Annotated in this window: 15 protein-coding genes; 2 read left to right on the top strand and 13 right to left on the bottom strand. The window is 38.2% G+C overall.

Translation table 11 applies throughout. The annotated features are described in order from the left end of the window. Positions 1-5: 5 nt before the first annotated feature. From EJ994_RS15715 to EJ994_RS15680, 8 genes are all read right to left on the bottom strand, one after another. A complete protein-coding gene (locus EJ994_RS15715; protein WP_126593351.1) occupies positions 6-2,405 on the bottom strand; it encodes an ABC transporter permease in 2,400 nt (799 codons plus the stop codon). A gap of 235 nt (positions 2,406-2,640) precedes the next feature. Further along, positions 2,641-5,070: an FtsX-like permease family protein gene (locus tag EJ994_RS15710; protein WP_126593350.1), complete on the bottom strand. Its 2,430-nt coding sequence runs from the start codon at positions 5,068-5,070 to the stop codon at positions 2,641-2,643. 49 nt (positions 5,071-5,119) lie between these two features. Next, complete coding sequence (locus EJ994_RS15705; protein WP_126593349.1) at positions 5,120-7,519, bottom strand: ABC transporter permease; 2,400 nt, start codon at positions 7,517-7,519, stop codon at positions 5,120-5,122. 24 nt (positions 7,520-7,543) lie between these two features. Beyond that, a complete protein-coding gene (locus EJ994_RS15700) occupies positions 7,544-9,976 on the bottom strand; it encodes an ABC transporter permease (protein ID WP_126593348.1) in 2,433 nt (810 codons plus the stop codon). 23 nt (positions 9,977-9,999) lie between these two features. Further along, entirely contained in the window at positions 10,000-12,378 is a 2,379-nt protein-coding gene (locus tag EJ994_RS15695) for an ABC transporter permease (protein WP_126593347.1), read from the bottom strand. A 131-nt stretch (positions 12,379-12,509) separates the two neighbouring features. Then, on the bottom strand, positions 12,510-13,205 hold the full coding sequence (locus EJ994_RS15690) for an ABC transporter ATP-binding protein (RefSeq protein ID WP_126593346.1): 696 nt from the start codon (positions 13,203-13,205) through the stop codon (positions 12,510-12,512). A gap of 141 nt (positions 13,206-13,346) precedes the next feature. After that, positions 13,347-14,597, bottom strand: coding sequence for an efflux RND transporter periplasmic adaptor subunit (locus tag EJ994_RS15685; protein ID WP_126593345.1), 1,251 nt, complete (start codon positions 14,595-14,597; stop codon positions 13,347-13,349). 56 nt (positions 14,598-14,653) lie between these two features. Next, a complete protein-coding gene (locus tag EJ994_RS15680) occupies positions 14,654-16,000 on the bottom strand; it encodes a TolC family protein (protein ID WP_126593344.1) in 1,347 nt (448 codons plus the stop codon). Between the two features lie 203 nt (positions 16,001-16,203). Here EJ994_RS15680 and EJ994_RS15675 point away from each other — a divergent pair, with 203 nt between their 5' ends. Next, on the top strand, positions 16,204-17,568 hold the full coding sequence (locus EJ994_RS15675) for a sigma-54-dependent transcriptional regulator (RefSeq protein ID WP_126593343.1): 1,365 nt from the start codon (positions 16,204-16,206) through the stop codon (positions 17,566-17,568). After that, positions 17,568-18,917: a sensor histidine kinase gene (locus EJ994_RS15670; protein ID WP_126593342.1), complete on the top strand. Its 1,350-nt coding sequence runs from the start codon at positions 17,568-17,570 to the stop codon at positions 18,915-18,917. The genes EJ994_RS15675 and EJ994_RS15670 overlap by 1 nt, the downstream gene beginning before the upstream one ends. A gap of 15 nt (positions 18,918-18,932) precedes the next feature. On the opposite strand, the gene EJ994_RS15665 is transcribed toward EJ994_RS15670, so the two are convergent. From EJ994_RS15665 to EJ994_RS15645, 5 genes are read right to left on the bottom strand one after another with little or no spacing between them, the layout of a single operon-like run. Then, positions 18,933-19,268, bottom strand: coding sequence for an MGMT family protein (locus EJ994_RS15665; RefSeq protein ID WP_126593341.1), 336 nt, complete (start codon positions 19,266-19,268; stop codon positions 18,933-18,935). Between the two features lie 7 nt (positions 19,269-19,275). Then, on the bottom strand, positions 19,276-19,908 hold the full coding sequence (locus EJ994_RS15660) for a LysE family transporter (RefSeq protein ID WP_126593340.1): 633 nt from the start codon (positions 19,906-19,908) through the stop codon (positions 19,276-19,278). A gap of 4 nt (positions 19,909-19,912) precedes the next feature. Beyond that, positions 19,913-20,581, bottom strand: a complete 669-nt coding sequence (gene trmB, locus EJ994_RS15655) for a tRNA (guanosine(46)-N7)-methyltransferase TrmB (protein ID WP_126593339.1) — start codon at positions 20,579-20,581, stop codon at positions 19,913-19,915. A 50-nt stretch (positions 20,582-20,631) separates the two neighbouring features. Next, positions 20,632-21,696, bottom strand: a complete 1,065-nt coding sequence (locus tag EJ994_RS15650; RefSeq protein ID WP_126593338.1) for a sensor histidine kinase — start codon at positions 21,694-21,696, stop codon at positions 20,632-20,634. Then, positions 21,696-22,382: a response regulator transcription factor gene (locus EJ994_RS15645; RefSeq protein WP_099572357.1), complete on the bottom strand. Its 687-nt coding sequence runs from the start codon at positions 22,380-22,382 to the stop codon at positions 21,696-21,698. The genes EJ994_RS15650 and EJ994_RS15645 overlap by 1 nt, the downstream gene beginning before the upstream one ends. Positions 22,383-22,520 lie beyond the last annotated feature (138 nt).

Here is a 22,520-nt window from a genome sequence, read left to right as displayed (position 1 = left end):
ATGTCTTATTCCGTTCTTAGGCTTTTTACAGGGTTTTGTTTGGCAGCCTTAATGGCTTGAAAGCTAACCGTTAATACCGTTACTCCCATAGCACCCACCATGGCCAATGCGAATATCCACCATTTTAAAATTACCCGATATGGATACTCTTGTAGCCAACCGTTCATGATGTAATAAGCTACGGGAACCGCAATGAAACAAGAGATAATAACTAGCTTTAAAAAGTCTTTTGAAAGCATATTCCATACATTGAAGACCGATGCTCCAAGGACTTTTCTAACTCCTATCTCTTTGGTGCGCTGTTCGGCAACAAAAGAAGTAAGTCCAAATAGTCCAAGACAACTAATGAGTATGGCCAGCGCAGTAAAAATTCCTGACAAACGACCAATACGTTCCTCCGATGCAAACTTTTCGCCATACTGATCATCTATAAAATCATATTCAAAAGGTATATCAGGAAAATGCTCTTTAAATACTCGCTCAACCGTAGCTATATTCTCCGAGGCACTTGATGTAGGATTCAATCTAAGGTTATAGTAGCTTGAATTATCATAACGGTCATATACGTAAACTCCTTGTTTTACTGGTTCATAGGGAGACTGTGTAATCATATCTTGGACCACACCAATTATTTTTAATGGAGGATTAGGGTCTTCTATATCATCATCCTTTAAAAACTTACCTACCGGGTTTTCCATTCCTAAATATTTTTTGGCCGTTTCATTGATTAGTACGCCCAAGGAATCCGAAGCAAAATCACGAGAAAAATCTCTTCCCTCTACAATCTTTAGTCCTAAAGATTTAGCATATTCCGGGGATACTTCGGTCCAGGCCAAATCCTCTTGAAAACCTTCTGGCTTACCTTCCCAGGTAAAGCCACCTCTATTAGACCAAATTTGCGTCGTAGGACTGCTTGAAGATGACATAGCCACAACTGCATTGGAATTAAGGAATTCACTTTGCATTAAATCATACTTCCCATTAAAATCCTGACTAAAAGTAGGTACCTGTATGATACCTTCCTTGTCATAACCAACTGGTCTATTTTTCGCATGATTTATTTGTTGCATTACAATGACCGTACCTATTATGAAGGCAACGGAAACGGTAAATTGCACGACCACTAAAATCTTTCTTGGTAAACCAGCATACCTGCCTACCTTAAAAGTTCCTTTTAATACATCTACCGGTCTAAATGATGATAAATAAAGTGCCGGGTAGCTCCCTGCCAATAAAGCTGTGAACAGAATGAAGAGTATAGAAATTATCCAAAAAGTTGGGTTCAACCACGGAAATATAATTTCCTTACGCGCTAATTCGTTAAACCCGTTAAGAGATATCAACACGATTACCAACGCTAAAAAGTAGGCAAAAACAACTACCAAAAACGATTCGCTTAAAAACTGATAAATTAGTTGTCCACGTTGTGATCCAATAGATTTTCGAATACCTACTTCTTTACTTCTCTTCTCTGAACGTGCAGTACTCAAATTCATAAAATTGATACAAGCCAAAAGCAATACAAATGCACCGATTATCCCGAAAAGCCATACGTACTTTATTCTACCTCCGGTCTGTTTCCCATTCTCAAAGTTGCTACGTAAGTGCCAATCTTTCATAGGAAAAAGAAAAATTTGAGGATTAAACTCGGCAGTATCCTCATTCAAGTCTTTTTTCACATTTCGAATAGCCATACTTACGTTCTCCATATTGGCGTTATCCGCTAACTGACCAAACATTTGAAACGAGTTATTACCCCAGTTATCCTCTGCATTTCTCACCCATTCCGTAGTAGCTAAATATTGTTCCCAAGGAATAACATAGTCTGTATCATTAAAGGAATTATTTACAGGTATATCCTTATAAACACTACTTACCATCAAATCATATTGATTACTTACCTTAAGCACTTTTCCTATTGGCTCTTCTTCACCGAATAAAGCTTTAGCCGTTGATTCAGAAAGCATAATAGAGTTTATCTCTCTCAAACCATCCTTTTCCCCTTTGATAATTTGCAAATCAAATAATTCTGGAAATTCTCTCTGGGCATAATTTCCGGCTCGGGAAAGATTGGTTTCTTTATATTTTAAATAGCGATCATTGGTCCAAGTGACCATTATTAAATGCTTAAAGTTATCTGCATATCCTTCACGTAAAGCTTTTTCTAAAGGTCTTGGAATGGCAGGTCCGGTTCCCGTAGTGCCGTTGAAGGTCTGCGACTGAAAAACCTGTGCTATTTTGTCTTTATCCTGAAAATAACTATTGTAAGTGAGCTCATCTTGCACCCACAACCCTATAATAAGTGTTACGGCCATTCCTAAAGCCAGACCACCGACATTTATCGCGGAATACGCTTTGTTCTTGATTAGATTTCTCCAAGCAATTTTTAGATAGTTCTTAAACATGATTGTTCGTTTTTTGATTGGTTATCAAACGATAACATATCATTAAATTCTATTTTCATGCCAAACATTCAACATGTTGAAAATCATTTAATTACATAAAATCAATTTTTTTAACTGTAAAATATTTGGACATTATATGTACAATATATTTACAAAGACTATTCTTGTAGGAAACTGTTACAAGTTCGTTTAATGGTAAAAACAAGACTATTAGCATGTGTATAACCAATAATTGTTATTCTGTTCGCAAGCTCTTTACCGGGTTGGCCAAGGCAGATTTAAGTGATTGGAAACCTACCGTACAGAAGGTAATCACCAAAGCGAAACCACCTGCTAAAAGGAATACCCACCATTGTATTTCTATACGATAGGTGAAATCTTCCAACCAATGTTGCATCCCGTAATAAGCCAATGGAGATGCTATTAAGAAAGCAATGCCAACTAGCTTTATAAAGTCTTTGGTTAATAATTGCACTACAGAATGAATACTGGCACCTAGTACTTTTCTAATCCCTATTTCCTTTTTCTTCTGCTCCGCTACAAACGACACCAAACCGAATAAACCCAAACAGCTTATAAGAATCGCTAGAATGGTAAAGACCACTGAAATTTGCCCCAAACGCTTTTCCTCATCGTAGAGTTTTTCAACTTCTTTATCTACAAATCTATAATCAAAAGGGACGTTTCTTACCGTAGCTTTCCACTGTTTTTCTAGACTTGACAATAATTGTTGGTAATCTTTAGTTTGAGTTTTCACAAACAGCCAGTTCGGTTCATTTTCCTTATATAAGAATAGCGGTGCTATTTCATTTTTCAAGGAGGCAAAATGATAATCTTTTACTACGCCTACAATGCGCATTTCAAAGGTTTCATCTCCAAAGCTTTGCACCAGTCTTGCGCTTAGAGCGTCCTCCTCCTTAATGTCAAAAATCTTTAATGTGGCTTCATTTACAATAATTTGATCCGTTGTATCGGCTACGGTGAAATCCCTCCCTTTCAATAAGGGAATATTCATTGTTTCAAAATAACCCTCGCTTATTCCCTGTCGTTTAACCACCGTATTATTTTCTCGATTTCCTCCCGGCAAATACAGTCCATTATCATTTAAAATTACTTCGGACGGGGCATAATTTCCGCTGGATACATTTAGGACTCCTGGGATATTCAAGAAAGAAGTTTTTAGAGATTCGAACTTGCTGGAAGCTTCATCTGTGCCAATTCTTAAGGCTAACAGGTTTTCCTTTTGAAAGCCCAAATCCTTGTTCTGTGCAAAACGAAACTGCTGCGTTACGATAATCACGGTAGCCACTAAACTTATGGAAACTACAAATTGAAATACGACCAGTGCTTTGCGAAAAGTCCCGTTACCAGATTGTAAAATTGTAGCGCTTTTTAACGCTTTAATCGGTTTTATAGATGACAATATTATTGCTGGATAAATACCGGAAATTAGTCCTGTAAATACCCCTAATCCTAATAATATTAGGCCAATACTCCAATTCATTAAGTCCCCATGTCCCAAACTGGCGTTCGTAAGTTCGTTTACCAAAGGGAGTAGAAGAATGGTAATAGGAATACTAATAAGCATCGCAAATAAGGACAATAACAAAGATTCGCCTAAAAACTGACGCATTAAACTATTTTTTCCAGCACCCACTACTTTGCGTACTCCTATTTCCTTTGCTCGTTTACTTGCCCGTGCCGTGCTTAAGTTTATAAAATTAATACAGGCAACCAGTTGAATAAAGAAGGCTAGCGTTAGTAAGAAATAAAGGTATTTGATATTGGATACTTCATGAATTTGATTATCTCTTCCTGAGGAATATAAATGAATATCTGAAACAGGCTGAAGTATTTGAATCTTGTTATCCATTCCTGCATCCTTAAGGTCTTTGGCTCCTCTTTCCTGAATAAATCCAGGTAATTTATTCTGTAACCCAGCCGCATTACTATTAGATTGTAGTTTTACGTAGCTATACACAAAATTGTTAGTTGCAAAACTTTGAAAATTTTGAACAAAAGTTCCCATACCAGGGGTACTCATGCTTACAATGTAGTTTGGGTCTAAGTGTGATTTTTCATAGGATTCATCAAAAACACCTTTTACAGTTAAGGTTTGAGCGTTTGCACCACTACCCCATGTAACTGCTTTACCTAAAGCTTTTTGAGTGCCGAACAGTTTATTCGCCAAGTAGGAAGAGAGCACCAAGGCATTGGGCTCATTCAAGGCAGTTTCTTGTCTGCCTTCAACAAATTTATAGTTGAACACTTTAAAAAAGGTAGAATCTGCCATATAAACCCGTGGTTCGTAATAAGCGTCTTCACTATCCGCAGCACCTATTAAATTACTAGAAAAAACATCCGTTAGTACTACTCGTGTGGCTTCCTGTACCTCTGGAAAATCTTCCTTTAAAGCAAACGCTATTGGTGGTGATGCCGCCGCAGTATTAAAAGACGCTTTTCCATCCCGTTCAATAATGGTTTCCACTCTGTAGACCGAGTCCGCATGCTCATGATGATCATCATAACCAAATTGTGAGAATACGTATAGCAAAATGGCCAAACAGCTAACAGTACCAACGGTTAGCCCTAATAAATTTATAATGGTCTGCTGCTTGTTTTTTAGCAGATTTCTCCACGCTATTTTTATGTTTTGTTTTAACATGATTATTCGTTTTTTGATGATTTATCCAAGCTTGGCCTAGATTGATGAATTATTCTGTTCGCAAACTTTTTACCGGATTTGCTCTTGCCGCTTTAATGGCATGAAAGCTTACCGTAGTTACAGCAATAGCAAGGGCAATGCCTCCCGATAACGCAAAAACCCACCAACTTATCTCTATTTGATATGCATATACGTTTAACCATTTACTCATAGCGTACCAAGAAAACGGAGTTGCAATTAAAATGGCAATCAATACCAATTTCATAAAATCCTTAGATAACAGTGTTACAATACTTGAAACCTCTGCGCCCAGAACTTTACGCACTCCTATTTCTTTTGTTCGTTGCACGGCACTATAGGTTGCTAAGCCCAAAAGACCTAAACAGGCAATTAGAATAGCCAAAAATGAAAAAATGGTAAATAGGTTTTTAAACTTAAAATCTGCCTCATATTGTGTATTGAACGATTCATCCAAGAAACTATAAAGAAAAGGGCGGTGAGGCGCAATTTCTGACCACTTGCGCTCAATTTTAGTTATGGCCTGTTGCATATTGGCAGATTTAATCTTTATAGACAGGTACTTTCCAAATTGCGAGTAACGCAAGGTTAAAGGCGCCACTTGTTGATGAAGGGATAAATAGTTGAAATCCTTAACCACACCAACTATTTTCCCCTCTCGTCCCCATTGCTCAAAACTTTTACCTATTATATCGGAAGGGTTTGCGTATCCAAAACTTCTTGCTGCAGACTCGTTCACCACCATCGCAGAAAGAGAGTCCGTAACAAACTCTCTGGAGTAGGGCCTTCCCGCCACTACTTCAATCTCATAATGAGGAATAAAATCAAAATCGATTTCATATAAAAAGGGCTCAAAGTGTTCCATTTTTCCTTCCGAGGTTTCTATTTCTGTTCCTGCAGCTGGAAAGTGACCGCCCGGTACCGTTCGCGAGCCAGCAACCGAAACCACTTCTGGTAGGCTCATGAACTCCCTTTTAATGGTTTCCATATTATCCAGTACCTGACCGTCCCAGTTGAAGTCAATCACTAGTTGCTGCTCTCTGTCGAACCCTAAATTTTTGTCCAACATAAAACCTAATTGAAAATACACGATTACCGTACTAGCAATCAGTGCAATAGAAAGACTGAATTGAAAAATGACCAAGCCCTTTCTAAGGCTGTTTCCTTTTTGGGAGGTCCTGAACACACCTTTTAGAACACTTGAAGGCTTAAAATTTGACAATATAAATGCTGGGTAGGAACCGGCCAAGATACCCGTTATCAAAGCCATTCCAAAATAGACCAATAATGTAGAACTGTTAAAAATCTCATGACTTAAGAATAGTTTTCCCGTAATTTGCCTCATGGCAGGGAGACAGATGACAACTAATGCCAACCCAATCAAGGAGGCTATAAATACCATAAGCATCGACTCTCCAAGAAATTGATACCGCAATCCTTGTTTGTCCGCTCCAATCACTTTTCTAACGCCAACCTCTTTTGCTCTTTCCAAAGAACGGGCTGTAGCCAAATTCATAAAATTAATACAAGCAATAATCAAAATAAATAGCCCTATTATGGCAAATATGTAGATATTGGATAGACTACCCGTTATTCCAGGTTGTCTTGCAGCTTCAGAATTTAGATAGGCATCTTTTAAAGGTTCAAAAGAAAGGTCATAGTAATATTCAGCATTCTCCGCCGGTCTATTTCTTTTTAAGAACTCTGGCATTTTAGCCTGAAAAGCCTGTTGGTCAAAGTTATCCGTAACCAAAAAATATGTATAAAAATCTACGTAACCCCATGCTTCAAAAATCTCAGGTCTTGTTTGGTAAAAAGAACTCATGGACATTAGCGCATCAAACGAAAAATGTGAATTGGCAGGAACATCCTTCATTACTCCTGTAACGGTATAAATACCGTCATTGGCTCTACCACCGTTACCATCCATGGTTTTACCGATAGGGTCTTCATTTCCAAAGTACTTTTTTGCAGTACTTTCCGTAAGTACTATAGAATAAGGGGCTTTCAATGCCGTTTCCGGATTACCAGCTAATAAAGGCCAACTAAATACCTTAAAGACTGTTTCATCTACATAAAAAGTATTTCCTTCCTGAAAAGTACGTTCATTATATTCCAATAGAACATCTGACCTTCCAGAAAACTGTACTTTTTCTATGACCTCGGAAAAATCTGCTTTTAATGCTGGCCCTACGGGAGCATTACCCCAAACCCATCTGTCCTCTAGATTATCCTCACTACCATGGTGAACTATCCTATAAATATTATCTGCTTTCTCGTGATACGTATCATAGGACAGTTCGTTTTTAATGAACATAGCTATAAGCAAGAAACAAGTCATTCCTATGGCAAGACCACCGATATTAATTGCAGAATACCCTTTGTTCTTACCTAGGTTCCTCCAAGCGATTTTTAGATAATTTTTAAACATAGTTTTTGTTTTTAATGATCGATGTTATTCCGTCCGCAAGCTTCTTACCGGGTTAGCTATTGCAGCTTTAATACTTTGATAGCTTACGGTAATAATCGCAATAGCAATGGCAAATGAACCGGCCAAGGCCAAAATCCACCAATTAATTTCGATTCGATATGAAAAATCTTCTAACCACTTATCCATCGCAAACCATCCAATCGGTAATGAAATTATAATTGCCACTCCAACAAGTTTTAAAAAGTCTAAGGTCAATCTATAGGATATTTGACTCACACTTGCCCCCAATACTTTTCTGACTCCAATTTCTTTGGTTCGCTTTTCGGCATTAAATGCGGCTAGACCAAATAAACCTAGACAGGCAATAAAAATAGAGAGTATGGTAAAGACCATAAATATCTTACCCAAGTTCTGTTCCGCTTTATAGGTTGCATCGAAAGACTCGTCCATAAAGCGATAGCTGAAAGGTTGGCCAGGAGCTATTTTATTCCATATATTTTCTATACTGGCTAAGGTGCTTGAGTAATTACCTGTTTTTAATTTTACCGCCATGGTTCCAGTTGATTTACCTAAAAACAATCCTAAAGCACCGATGCTTTCTCGCAACGATTCATAATGAAAGTCTTCGACCACTCCGATTACAGTGTAGAACACTTTCTCTTCTAAGTCAAGGTCACCGGTTATTCGAATGCCTAAGGCTTCTTCTGCTGTTACGCCCATAACAGGCAACATTGCTTCATTGATAATAACCCCGGTTGAATCAGTAGCATATTGTGGATTGAAATCACGCCCTACAACTAATTCCATATTTAGCGTTTTGAGGTAATCATGATCAACTTCCCAAACTTGCATCTGAATTGCGTTCTCTTGCTCCATGGCTCCTTCCCTGAACAAAGAACTATTGGAACGAGATGACGGTGTTGGTAGGTAATCACTCAATGATGCATACGCTACTTGACCCAGACCAGTAATTTCCTCTTTAAATGCTTGTACTTGGTTGCCTGCTGCATAGGTGTCATTTATAAGTAGAATTTGATCTTTGTTAAAACCAAGATCCTTTCCTTGTATGAATTTTAATTGCTGAAAAACAACCAAGGTGCTTACAATCAAGAAAACCGAAATGGCAAACTGAAAAACAACTAAGGAATTTCGGATTTTTCCACCTCCTACACTCTTTTGTCCGCTTCCTTTAAGCACCTTTACAGGCATAAACCGTGACATAAAAAAAGCTGGATAACTTCCTGACAAAAGCCCCAGTATGAGCGTAGTAAATAGAACTATTAACCAGAAAATAAAATTGGTATAGGGAATTGTAATCTCCTTCCCAGAAAGGTCATTGAAAAAAGGAAGCACAATCATTGCTATACTAAGAGCTATTATCAATGAGATAAAAGCAACCATTCCCGATTCGGTTAAAAATTGTCGAATCAGTTCGGTCTTATTTGAACCCAAGGTTTTTCGGATACCTACTTCTTTTGACCTTTTGAGGGAATGAGCTGTGGAGAGGTTCATAAAATTAACCGTTGCCAATATAATCAGAAACAACGCAATGAATGAAAGGATGTAAACATTCTGAATACTACTATTAGCACTTAACTCAGATTGCCGATTAGAATGTAAATGGATATCTGTCAATGGCATGATTTTATGTTCCCAATAATTACCCGATGCAGCAAATGATTCTGCCGTCATTCCTGGAAATATTTTTTGAACCCATGGAATCATATATCTCGTAAACATTTCTTGCAAAGGCTCATTAAAATCAGCAGCGTTAACACTAGGTATCAGTTTGACAAACGTGAAATAGTTCATACTTCCCCAATTACTTTCCCGTGAGTCTGCATAACCGGCCATGGCCATAAAAACACTATGCTCTCGCAACATAGAATTTTGAGGTAGGTCATCAATCACACCAGTTACGGTATACGTATCCGTATTGTTTAAGAGTAGGCTTTGACCAAGTGTATTTTGTACTCCAAAATGTTTCTCTGCCGCTGTTTTGGTCAATACCAATGTGTTCGGTTCCGTCAATGCAGTCTTAGCATCTCCCACAAGCAATTTCAAGCCAAAGAAATCAAAGAGAGTAGAATCCGCAAAAGTGACCCTTAACTCTTTGGTATTGGTCTTTGTACCACTTTTTCTAATGAGCGCGCTACCTCGGTCTCTTAATCTTAGGGTAGATTCCACTTGGGAAAAATCTCTTTGCATTGCTGCTGCCATTGGTGCCGAAGACTCAGAAGCTAAAATTTCAGCCCCTCCAAATTTCACGTCCGTATCTATCCGATAGATGCGGTCGGCATCTGCAAACATTTTATCAAAACTAAGTTCGTCATGGATAAACAATGAAATCAGTAATGCCCCTGCCATACCAATGGCTAGCCCAAAAGTATTCAAAAAGGTAAAAAAGGGCTGTTTCTTTAAACTCCTCCAAGCGATTTTCAAATAGTTCTTAAACATGATTGTTTGTTTTTTGATGATGATTATTCCGTCCGCAGGCTTTTTACAGGGTTGGCCATTGCAGCTTTTATGGCCTGAAAGCTTACCGTAAACAATGCGATACTAATGGCTACCACTCCAGCGATTGCAAAGACCCATAAATCAATAGTGACCTTGTAGGCATAACTTTCCAACCATTCACTCATAAACCACCACGCTAAAGGGATTGCAATAAAAAGGGCAATCAGCACCAGACGCATAAAGTCCTTTGATAGTAACCGAACAATACCGGAAACACTAGACCCCAACACCTTTCTTACCCCAATTTCCTTTTTTCGTTGCTCTGCCGTGTATGCTGCCAGACCGAAGAGACCCAAACATGAAATAATAATGGCTAGAATAGCAAATATCTTGGCCAGATCCCCAACCAATTCTTCGTTTCTGAACCTAGAATTAAAGAGGTCGTTTTCAAAACGATATTCAAATGGAAATGCAGGGTTATATTTTTTTAAAACATTCTTGATAGCTGCCAGCGCATCTCTTCGAGATGATTTGGGTTTTATGTTAACATACATGGTATTGGCAAAATTTGAATAATTGAAAAACATTACTGGACCCGTTTTTCCATTGCCGTATATGTCACCATAAAGGTAGTCGTTTACGATACCAATCACATTGTATTCAGTATTGCCGCGTGTGATAGTTTTACCAAGAACACTGCCGTCTCCCATCATTTTTGCGAAGGATCGGGTTATAATCACGTTTGTGCTATCTACGGCATTATCATTGTTAAAACCATGCCCTTCCAATAAATTCAGCCCAACGGTATCAAAATAATTTGGACTTACATATCTGAATCTGACAAGCACATCCTCAGTGTCCTGTCCGCCTTGCCAAGTAAGCCCCGGACCATTATTTCCACTCGAAAGCATATTTGTATTGGTCAATGCTACATCCTTTACAGTACCTGTAGCAATCATATCCTGTTTGATAGGGAGAAACTTATCAATCATATTCCCGGTAACAGGCACATTTAATAAATTTCCTTTATCGTAGCCAACATCTCTGGCTCTAACGTGCTGTATTTGCTGATAGATGATCGTACTGCAAATAATAAAAACTATAGAAACGGCAAACTGGGCAACCACAAGACCTTTTCTAATAATCGTTGCGCTGCCTTGACCTCTGTCGACCCCCTTTAGCACATGGGCCGGTCTGAAGGAGGAAAGATATAATGCAGGATACCAGCCCGCCAAAATAGCGCAGATCAACGTAATACTTAAAAGAGATAGTATATGAATAGGTTCAAACAGTCTCAGTTGAATCTGTTTTTCTACTAAGGTATTAAACGATGGGAGTAAAACAATCAAAAATATAATACTCAAGAAGGCAGAAATACCTGCCATAATGATGGCCTCTGTCATAAACTGACCTACCAATCTTTTTTTGCTTGAACCCAATACTTTTCTAACCCCAACTTCATTGGCGCGTTTCCCACTTCGAGCTGTTGAGAGGTTCATAAAATTGATACAGGCAATCAATAGAATGATTAAAGCGATGAAGGCCAGCGACCTTACCAAAGTAATCTTGCCTCCAACAATTTTGCCTTCTTTAAACTCGGAACGTAGATGCCAATTCTTAATGGAATGTAAAAACGCTTCATTTGGAACTTCCGTAGCATATTCTATTTTGGAAGCTATCATTTTCCTGACCTTGCTATCTACTGTTTTAAAGTCGGTATTTGGAGTAAGTTCTACGAAAGTATCAGCAAAATTTCCACCATATTGTTGGGCCCAAGCCATATTTTCTTGTCCTAATTGGAAACGCTGAAAGGGTATAAGCCAATCAAATCTATAGGTAATCGTACTTGGTAAATCTTGTATGATGCCCGTTACGGTAAAGGAAAACTCATTATTCAATTGTAGTACTTTATTCAAGACGTTTTTATCGGTGCCGAAAAGTGCTATTGCGGTTTTCTGTGTCAACACAATTCCGTCCGGTCTGGAAAGAGCTGTCTTCATTTCTCCCTCCAAAAAATTTAAACTAAAGATTTCTAAAAAATCCGGTTGCACATACCTTCCAAATCTATTGATTCCCGTTTCCCCGTTGGTGAGCAACATCTCCTCCCCAAATGTTGCGGCAGATTTTGCAATTCCGGGCACTTCTTCTTTTAAATCTTTGGCAAGCGGTCCAGGGGTAACGTTATAAGTATATACTTCCCCTTCAAAAGTTTGGTTGGTGGGCACGTAATAGACCAGATCCTGTTTTGGGAAAACACTATCAAAATTTATCTCGTCCTCTACCCAAAGTAATATCAAACAGGCACAGGTAATGCCTATGGATAGCCCAAAGATGTTCAGCGCACTAAATCCTTTGTTTCTCCAAAGGTTTCTGAATGCGATTTTTAGATAGTTTTTAATCATAATTATTGTATTAGGGTTCTTCAACTGTGCTTGGCACGGATGAATTGATGATTTTGATTGATACTTATTAAAAAATATTGATTGATGAATAAACTCCTTCCCTTAACCTGTAGATGCAACTTTTTGGCTGATTAGACCATTGCCCCTATAGCTCTATTCTGACTCTCCGTCACAATTTGACCGTCAAATAAATTCACTACTCTGTGAGCGTAATGTGAATCCCTATCGGAGTGTGTTACCATTACAATAGTTGTCCCTTCCTGATTTAGCTCGGTCAACAGGTTCATTACCTCGATACCATTTTTTGAATCTAGATTACCCGTTGGCTCATCTGCCAATATCAATTTTGGATTGGTCACCACCGCTCTGGAAATAGCTACACGTTGTTGTTGACCACCAGATAATTGTTGTGGAAAATGCTTTTCCCTATGCGCTATTTTCATACGTTCCAACACCTTCATTACCTTCTCCTTACGCTCTGCCTTACCCATTTTTAAATAAATAAGTGGTAACTCTACATTTTCATATACTGTTAATTCATCGATAAGGTTAAAGCTCTGGAATACAAATCCTAGATTGCCTTTACGTAGTTGTGTTCGTTGACTTTCCTTTAGACCGCCAACTTCATTGCCCGCAAAGTTGTAGCTACCTTCAGTAGGGTTGTCCAACATTCCGATAATATTCAATAAGGTAGATTTACCACACCCTGATGGTCCCATAATGGCTACGAACTCACCATCTTCTACCTTTAGATTTACATTGTTCAAAGCCAAGGTTTCTACTTCCTCGGTTCTGAAACTCTTTTTTAAATTTTGGATTGTTATCATTTTTCGATTATTTGCTTATTTGATTTCTATTTTATCCTTTTATTATATACTTTATTTACTTGAACCTTTCCTGATTGGGGTTTATTGATATACTTCAAAAACACCGCTCAATCCCTCCTTATTTATAGGGAAGAAAAAGTTTTACTTCAGTACTATTCTTTCTGCCTCCCCAAAGCTATCATAGTTGCTAGTAATTACCTTTTCACCGGCATCAAGTCCTTCTAAAACTTCATAATATCTAGAGTTCTGCTTTCCGATTCTAATGGGACGTTTTATAGCTTCATCCCCGTCTGGTCCTACGACAAAAATCCACTGACCACCAGTACTCTGAAAGAAGCTCCCCTTGGGTAATAACAAAGCATCGCTAGATTCTCCTAACTGAAGTTTTATATTATAGCTTTGCCCAGCTCTAATAGTCTCTGGCTTATCTCCTGTAAATACCAAGTCTACTCTAAACCTACCGTTACGTACTTCTGGGTATACTTTTCTTAACCGCAAAGGGTAGTCCGTTCCGTTACGCTCCAAGACAGCTACTAAATCTCGCTGAACGCGATCGATATAATGCTCGTCTATATCTGCCTCAATCTTATAATCTGTTAGTACGTTTATTTGTCCTATTCTTTGGCCTTGTGAAATATTCTGACCTATCTCTGCATCCAAAAATCCTAACTGACCGTCTGACGGCGCCCTTACGTTTAAGTGGTCTAAACGCTGGTATACCATTCCTAAAGTTTTCTGCATACGGGCTAAATCTGCATCGAGACCTGTCAAAGATGTTTTTCTCAACTCATCATCTTGTTCTGTCTGTAGTTTAACAATATCATATTGTTTCTGGGAAAGCTCATAATTTTCCTTTGATAATTGATAAACCTCCTTAGAGATTAATTCTTCTTTATACAACGCACTGTTCTGCTCATAATTCCGCTTTAAGCGTTGCAAATCCGTACTAGCGGTGGCCAGAGATCTACGACCTTCTACCTGGCGCGAATCAAAGGTTAATTTAGTAGAACGCAAATCATTTTGTTTTAAGGCCAAGTTACTTTCACTTGCCAGTATTTGCTCATAGAGGTTCATGTTCTCCAACTTCAGGATTATATCACCCTTTTTAACCGTAGCACCCTCTTCAATTAGTTTTTCCGTTACACGACCACCTTCGTAAGCATCCATATATATCGTAGCAATCGGCGCAACATTTCCATTAATTGTAATGTAATCGTCAAACTTACCCTGAGACACATCGGCAATGGAGAGTTTATCTTTTTCTGTTCTGAATGTGGAAACCGAATTTGCAAAAAGGAGTTGATACCCCACAAAAAGCACCAATATACAAATACCGATGTACCCATAATGTTTTGGACGTAACCCTTTCTTCTTTTCTATTTTAATATCCATCTTAATTATTATTCTTTTGGTTTCAATTCCCCAAAAAGGAAATCCTATTTATGTTTCTAGTTTATATTAAATACCGGAAGGCCGCGGTAAAAGTCTAAAGTACTTTTATTTATTGCCGACCGTAAGGTTACTTGTAAATTTTCGTTCTGGGCACTGGCAAAAAGATTTTTTGCGGTCAATAATTCTATTCCATTGATCATTCCGTTTTCAAAGCGCTTTTGGGCAACGGTAAAAGCCATCCGTTGGGCCTCTACATTCTGATCACTCTGCCCTTTCTCTACCAAGAGTGCATTATGTTCTTGTACCAGTTCTTGAATGGTCTGAAAAAGTACTTGTTCTTGAACTTCTAAATTATTTTCTTGTCTTAATCTTTCAATCTTTGCTTGTTTAACCCTAGATCTAGCGGACCATCCATTACTAATCGGTACATTAAGGCTCAGTCCATAAAATCTGGAAAAATTATCCCTGAACTGTTCCCGAAAAGGCAGTGTATTTCCTAAACTATCTCTAAAGGTTTCAAAATAGCCCGTTCCCATACCAGCAAACAACGATAAAGAAGGGTATAGTCTTCCTCTGGTAACACCAACTTGTTTTTTTGCCGCCTGCGCCCTTAATTCCTGTGCTTTTATCAATGGCAGGAATTCGCGCGCCTTAGCATAAATGGTATCGGATTCCATTTCTGAAGAGACGGTATCCCCATCACTGATTTTTAAGTCCGCAACAATTTCAATATCCGAAGTATTTTCCAAGTTCATTTCTTGAATCAATGCCAGTTTCGCTGCGGCCAATTGGTTCGTGCTCTGCGTAAGGTTTAACTCGTCTGACAATAAAGAGGACTTGGCCTCATACATATCCGCACCGGCCATGAGACCTAATTCTATTTGTTTCTCTACCAGTTTAAAGTTCGTTTTTGATACGTTTACCTGTTCCGTGGCAATTGCTACTAAACCTTCAAAGAACCGAATATTGTTAAATGCTTGCATTACTCTAAAAGCCAAAAGATATCGTTGTTGTGTGCGCTCTTCCTTAGCCGCCTGGTACAAGAATTTGGAAGCCTTAATTGAATTTAATTTTTGAAAGCCTTGAAATAAATCGATGTTGGACTGGATGGAATAGTTGTTGGAGAAGAAATCCTGTACTACAAAAGTTCCCGTATTAGGATCTTCCGCCCTACCCGAATTCACCTGATAATTGGATCCTGCATTCAGTACCGGCAAAAGATTACGTATAGATTGCTTGTAGTCTTCTTTGTTAGCGTCATTAGTATATTGAAAATCTTTTAACAAAAGGTTGTGCTCCAATGCATGGTCTATACATTCCTCTAAAGTCCAGCTTGTCTGAGCCACACTTTTCAGTACTATGGCTAAGAAGAAAAACAGTGTTATTTTAATTTTAATGTTCATATTACTATTGGTATGCCAAAAGCTTTGCTATATATGTGCCATAAATTTATTGTTATGATTATCAGCTACTTAAGATTCTGTTTAAAAGCATAAACTACTTTGAGTGTAAAATAGTTTTACAGATATTGTCAAATTTTTGGACAGGTGTATCCTAGTTGTTAATTTCAATTTGTAGCTTTATCCTATCTAATAAAGGTACTTACATGATTGACGCAAAGATTCTGGTCATTGACGATAACAAGAGTGTGTTAAGCGCATTGGAAATTCTTTTGCAATTTGAGTACAAAAGTGTTCAAACCATATCCAATCCCAATCAAATTTCTTCTTTCCCAAATTTTAGTGATTTGGATATCATATTGTTGGATATGAATTTTTCCGCAGGTGTAAATACCGGTAACGAGGGACTCTATTGGCTGCGCGAAATCAAAAAGAAATCTCCTTTTATTTCCGTAATAATGATGACCGCCTATGGCGCCATAGATTTGGCGGTGGAAGCCCTAAAGGAAGGTGCATCCGATTTTATTTTAAAGCCTTGGAACAACGAGAGGCTTTTAGCCACCGTTAAATCTGCCTATGAACTCAGAAAATCAAAGAAAGAGCTAAGCCAACTTAAACAAAAGGAGACGAACCTAAAACAGGTAATTAATCAAAAGAAAAACCATATTGTAGGCGATAGCAAAGCGCTCAACGCCGTTTTAAAATTAGTGCAGAAAGTCGCCAAGACGGATGTAAACGTATTGGTTACAGGTGAAAATGGCACGGGAAAAGAGCTTATTGCCAGAGAATTACACCAATCCTCAGCTAGAAACGACGAAGTCTTTATTTCCGTAGATATGGGCTCTATTTCTGAAAATTTATTTGAAAGTGAGTTGTTCGGTCATGTCAAAGGTTCCTTTACAGATGCAAAAGAGGACCGTGCCGGTAAGTTTGAAGCTGCCAACGGAGGCACCCTCTTTTTAGATGAAATAGGGAATCTGTCCTTACAGACCCAAGCAAAATTATTATCTGCCATACAGAACAGGGTCATTGTCCGTGTTGGGTCTAACAAACCAATAGGGGTGAATATTAGGTTAATCTGTGCCACAAATTGTAATCTGGATAAAATGGTTGTAGATGGTCTTTTTAGGGAAGACTTACTTTACCGTATTAATACTATTCGCGTTAACGTACCACCCTTGCGGGAAAGAGAGGAAGATATACTTGTATTGGCAGACTTCTATCTTACCAAATTTATAAACAAATATCGTAAGCAAGGGCTTAAGATAAACCAGGCCGCACAAGAAAAATTAATGGCCTACAAATGGCCGGGTAACGTAAGGGAACTATTGCACACCATGGAGCGAGCCGTAATCCTTTCTGAAGGAAACGTGTTAAAACCAACGGATTTTTTGTTGGAGGTGAATGACAGTGGCCAGATGGAAAACCAACCCAATACCTTGGAGGAAATGGAGCTACTCATGATCACCAATGCGCTTCATCAAAATAATGGAAACTATAGTGCTGCTGCCGAACAGCTTGGTATTTCTAGGCAGACACTCTACAACAAACTTAAAAAATCAAGTAAATAATGGTAAGTAGAAACATTTATTTACAGCTGGTTTTTCGTATCATTTTCATTGTTCTAGTAGTTATTGTGACTACCTATTTTTTCTTTAACCGGCAATATATAGCCGGTGCCATAGGACTTCTGGTTTTAATTGGACTTACCTACGGGCTCATCAACTATGTAAACCAAACCAATCGTAAAATAGCCTATTTTTTTGATGCTATCAAAAATGAAGATTTCACCCTTCGTTTTCCTGAAAAATTAAGTGTTAAATCATTAGAAGAATTAAACCACAGCCTTAACATGTTAAACAGCATGATACAGGACATCCATCTGAAAAAACAGGCGCAAGAACAGTACTATCAAGAAATATTACGACAGGCTGATATAGGCATATTCACCATAAATCCTAAAGGCCATATTCTTTACGCAAATCCTACAGTACAGGATTTACTTAATTACAGACCCTTAAACCATGTGAAACAATTGAACCAGGTGGACCATGAACTGTACGGACTCTTTAAAGATTTGAAGCCTTTTGACAATACTACTTTTTCTTTAGGAAATGAACGAGGTAAAAGGGAGCTTAGTTTAAAATGCACCCCTATAACTATTGAGGAGCAGCAATTACTATTAGTGGTTGCGCATGATATCAATAAAGAACTCGATGAAAAGGAAACCGATTCCTGGGTTAAACTAATACGTGTGCTGACCCATGAAATAATGAATACCATAACGCCTATTACATCCATATCAGAATCTATATTGCACTATTTTAAAAAAGGAAAAGAACTTACTTCACCCGGAGCTTTCAATATTGAACAAATTAACAATACCGCAAAGGGCTTGGAGGTTATAAAGGAGCAGGGTAAAGATTTAATGAGTTTTGTACAGAGCTATAGAACTTTTTTAAGTGTTCCGGAACCGGACCGTAGTCTTATTCCAGCGGATAAATTATTGGAACGCGTTAAAGTCTTGTTAGACGAGCAGGCCGAAACTTTAGAAGTAGCCATTGAAATTATTGTAGCTCCTGAAAACTTAGAACTTTACATAGATCAGAAACAAATAACGCAAGTTTTGTTGAATTTAGGAAAGAACGCAAAACAATCATTAGAAGGTCAAGAAAATGGAATCATCAGATTTAAGGCAGGAATAGATACCCTTAATAAAAAATACATTCAAGTATGGGATAACGGGCCTGGAATACCGCCCGAGTTGATGGATGAAATTTTTGTTCCTTTCTTTACCACAAAAAATACTGGAACTGGCATTGGCTTAAGCCTCTCCAAACAGATCATGAGACTTCATGGTGGTAGGATACGAGTTGTATCTAACGACAACAATACTTTATTTACCCTGACCTTTGATTGATTTGAAAACTTAGCCTTATCCCAACTCTTTCCACGGGTCCCAAAAGTACTTTTCTAGATTTTGTATTTGATTTTCTATGACCTCTACTCCTTCACTTTCTAGGAGTTGTTGCATGAGATTGGTTCCTTCAAAGTGATGTTTCCCCGTAAGTAGGCCGGCTTTGTTCACCACTCTGTGTGCCGGAACATGTTCCATATTACCAGCACCGTTCATTGCCCAACCTACCATTCTAGCACTGCGAGCGGCACCCAAGTATTTTGCTATCGCACCATAGGAGGTAACTCTCCCATACGGTATCTGTTCGGCAACCTCATACACTTTTTCAAAAAAATTCTTATTGTCGGCCTTCATAATGCTTTTAACTTTGGTTGAACAGCCTTATACTGGTAATCACCATCAAAACAATCATCAGCACACTTAAAATATAATTACTGTTTTTAGAGAATCTATTTGTTTTACGCTCCATCTTGTTAAAATAAAAAGCATAGAGATACATGGCCAAAAAAGTGCCCCCACCAGCAGCCAAAATAAATACAACCTCATCTATAACGCTATAATCCATAAAACCTTGGGCGTGAAAAATAGTATTCAGACCACTATAAAATGGTATGGTAAGCAAGTTAATGGCCGCTAAAAAAAGCCCTTTTGAAAAGCTATTCCGCTTTTTACTTGCTACTATCTCTAAAGGTTGACTATCTAATTTTTTTGCTTTGACAAAAAAGAACACGGCCAAAACTGCAAATACTACAAGTGCTATTTTAAGCAGCATTCCTATTACATCTGGATTTCGCATTAAAAATCTTGCGATTCTAACCGCTAGATAGGTCTGTAACATGACCATAATAGCTACGCCCAAGCCAAAAATTACACCATTGGCCTTTCCCTTCTCTACACTGGTCTTAGCTGCATTCATATTTAACAACCCAGGAGGTAGGGATGCAAAGAATGCGGCACCAAAAGTGAATACCAGTAAAATTCCAAGTTGCTGCATAGTACTAGTTTATCCTAAATTGGATATAGGTAATGGCTTTCCCTTTCTCAAGGTACTGATTTTCATAGAATGTTTGTATCTCCAAAACTTCCTTTGGGCTACCTTCATTCTTATAAACATCATGATTGGCATAAATAATTTCATGACGCAGACCATGTAACAGCCCTAAGGTATAACCGTGCATAAACTCGCTGTCGGTTTTTAGATGAACCAGACCATTGGGCTGCAAAATTTTCTCATACTTGTTCAGAAACACCTCATTGGTCATTCGATGTTTGGTACGCTTATATTTGATTTGGGGGTCCGGAAACGTTATCCAGATTTCGGAAACCTCATCTTTGGTGAAGAGTAAATCCAATAGCTCTATTTGCGTTCGTAGGAATGCCACATTGTTCAACCCTTCCTCCAGAGCTGTTTTTGCTCCTCTCCAAAAACGAGCACCCTTAATGTCAATTCCGATAAAATTCTTATTTGGATTTTGTTTGGCAAGACCAACGGTGTATTCCCCTTTTCCGCAACCCAATTCTAGTACAATAGGATTTGAGTTGCCAAAATGTTCTTCCCATTTTCCCTTTAACGCAAAACCTTCTTGAACTTCTTCCCTTGTTGGTTGAACAACGTTTTTAAAGGTATCGTTTTCCTTAAATCTTTTAAGCTTATTCTTGCTTCCCACTGTATTCCGCTATAAAAGCACAAAGCTAAGAAAATTACAAGGGTAGCAGCTTATTCTACGTTTGTATTTTCCATGGTGCTCTTCTCCAATGTAAATGAGAACTCCGAGCCAACGTCCGGAGCACTTTCCACGTATATTTTCTCTCCGTGTGCCTCAATAACGTGTTTAACTATAGCAAGTCCCAAGCCAGAGCCGCCCTCACGCCTACTTCCACTTTGGTCCACTCTGTAGAAACGCTCAAAAAGCCTTGGGATATGCTGCTTGGGAATCCCTTCCCCGTTATCCGTTACCCTAATGATTACCTTGTTCTTTATTAAGTTCTCTACACTTACCTCGGTAGTACCATTATCATTACCGTATTTTATAGAGTTCACCAAAAGATTGGTGAGTACCTGCTGTATTTTCTCCATATCGGCATTGACCATTATCGGGTCATCATATGCGCTGTCAAAGGTTAAGATTATATTCTTCTTGGCTGCCTTCATTTCTAGAAGTTCAAAAACACTTTGAATTAAATCTATAACATTGAAATCTTGTCTTTCTAGATTTAGGTCGCCCACCTCTAACTTTGTTATCAGGTCTAAATCTTTTACGATATAAATGAGTCTATCTACCGCTTTATTGGCTCGTGTAATATACTTTTTACGAATACTTTTATCGTCCATAGCACCATCTAAAAGGGTTTCTAAATAGCCCTGTACCGTAAATAGTGGGGTTTTAAGCTCGTGCGAAACATTACCTAAAAAATCCTTTCTATATTCTTCCCTAATCTTAAGAGTATCGATTTCGATTTTTTTATCCTGTGCGAATTTTTCTATTTCTGCCGTTAATGTCCTCATGTCCGTAGTAATAGGGTCAGAAGCAAGGGAAGTTGATTCCAGTAGCGCCACATCATCGTAGATTTTTTTTATCCTTTTATAGATGAATTTTTCTATTCTATACTGAAGTGCGAAAAAAGAGATTAGAAATATGGTGAGGGAATTGAAGATTAGAAACAACCAGTTCAATCCTCCAAAATACCTAGAAACCAATCCGAAAATAAGCGTAAAAACTAGTGTGATATAGATAGCGCTCCTAAAAGCGAAACGATATGACCTTTTTGACTTAATCGCCATTAGAGCACAAACTTATAACCTACGCCCTTTATCGTTTTAAAATGTTCTTCCCCAATTTTTTCCCTGAGTTTGCGAATATGAACATCTATTGTGCGACCGCCGACTACCACTTCATTGCCCCACACCTTATCCAATATTACCTCTCTTTTAAAAACTTTACTCGGTTTTGAAGTGAGTAGGGCCAAAAGTTCAAATTCTTTTCTAGGTAATATAATTTCCTTGCCTCCTTTGATGATCTTATATTCCTCCCTGTTAATTACGATATCGCCTACAGTTTTAATGTCTTCCTGCGTATCATCTTCCTTTAAACGTCTTCTAAGGAGTGCATTTACCTTACTTACTAAAACTTTAGGCTTAATGGGCTTTGTAATATAGTCGTCTGCACCGGCATCGAATCCTGCCACTTGTGAATAATCCTCACCGCGAGCCGTTAAAAAAGTGATTATGGCATTTTCCAACCCATTGGTCTTTCGCATGATCTCACAAGCCTCAATCCCGTCCATCTCCGGCATCATTACATCCAAGATAATTAGGTGCGGAAGCTTCTTTTTGGCCTTAGCTACTCCGTCCGCTCCATTCTTAGCGGTAAATACCTCATAACCCTCGGCAGACAAGTTGTAACTAACTATCTCAAGAATATCCGGTTCGTCATCTACTAAAAGTATTTTAATGTCCTTCTTTTTCATTGGTTTCAGTAAGGTTGTTTTACCAAAAGTAAAGATAATACACATACCTACTTATGGCTTAACATTGATTTAATATAGTAACAATTAGGTAACACTAAAAAAATAAAGGTTTAACATGGTAGTAACCCCACTTTTACA

The organism is Maribacter sp. MJ134, from assembly GCF_003970695.1.
GTDB lineage: Bacteria > Bacteroidota > Bacteroidia > Flavobacteriales > Flavobacteriaceae > Maribacter.
This window is presented reverse-complemented; position numbering and strand designations above follow the sequence as displayed.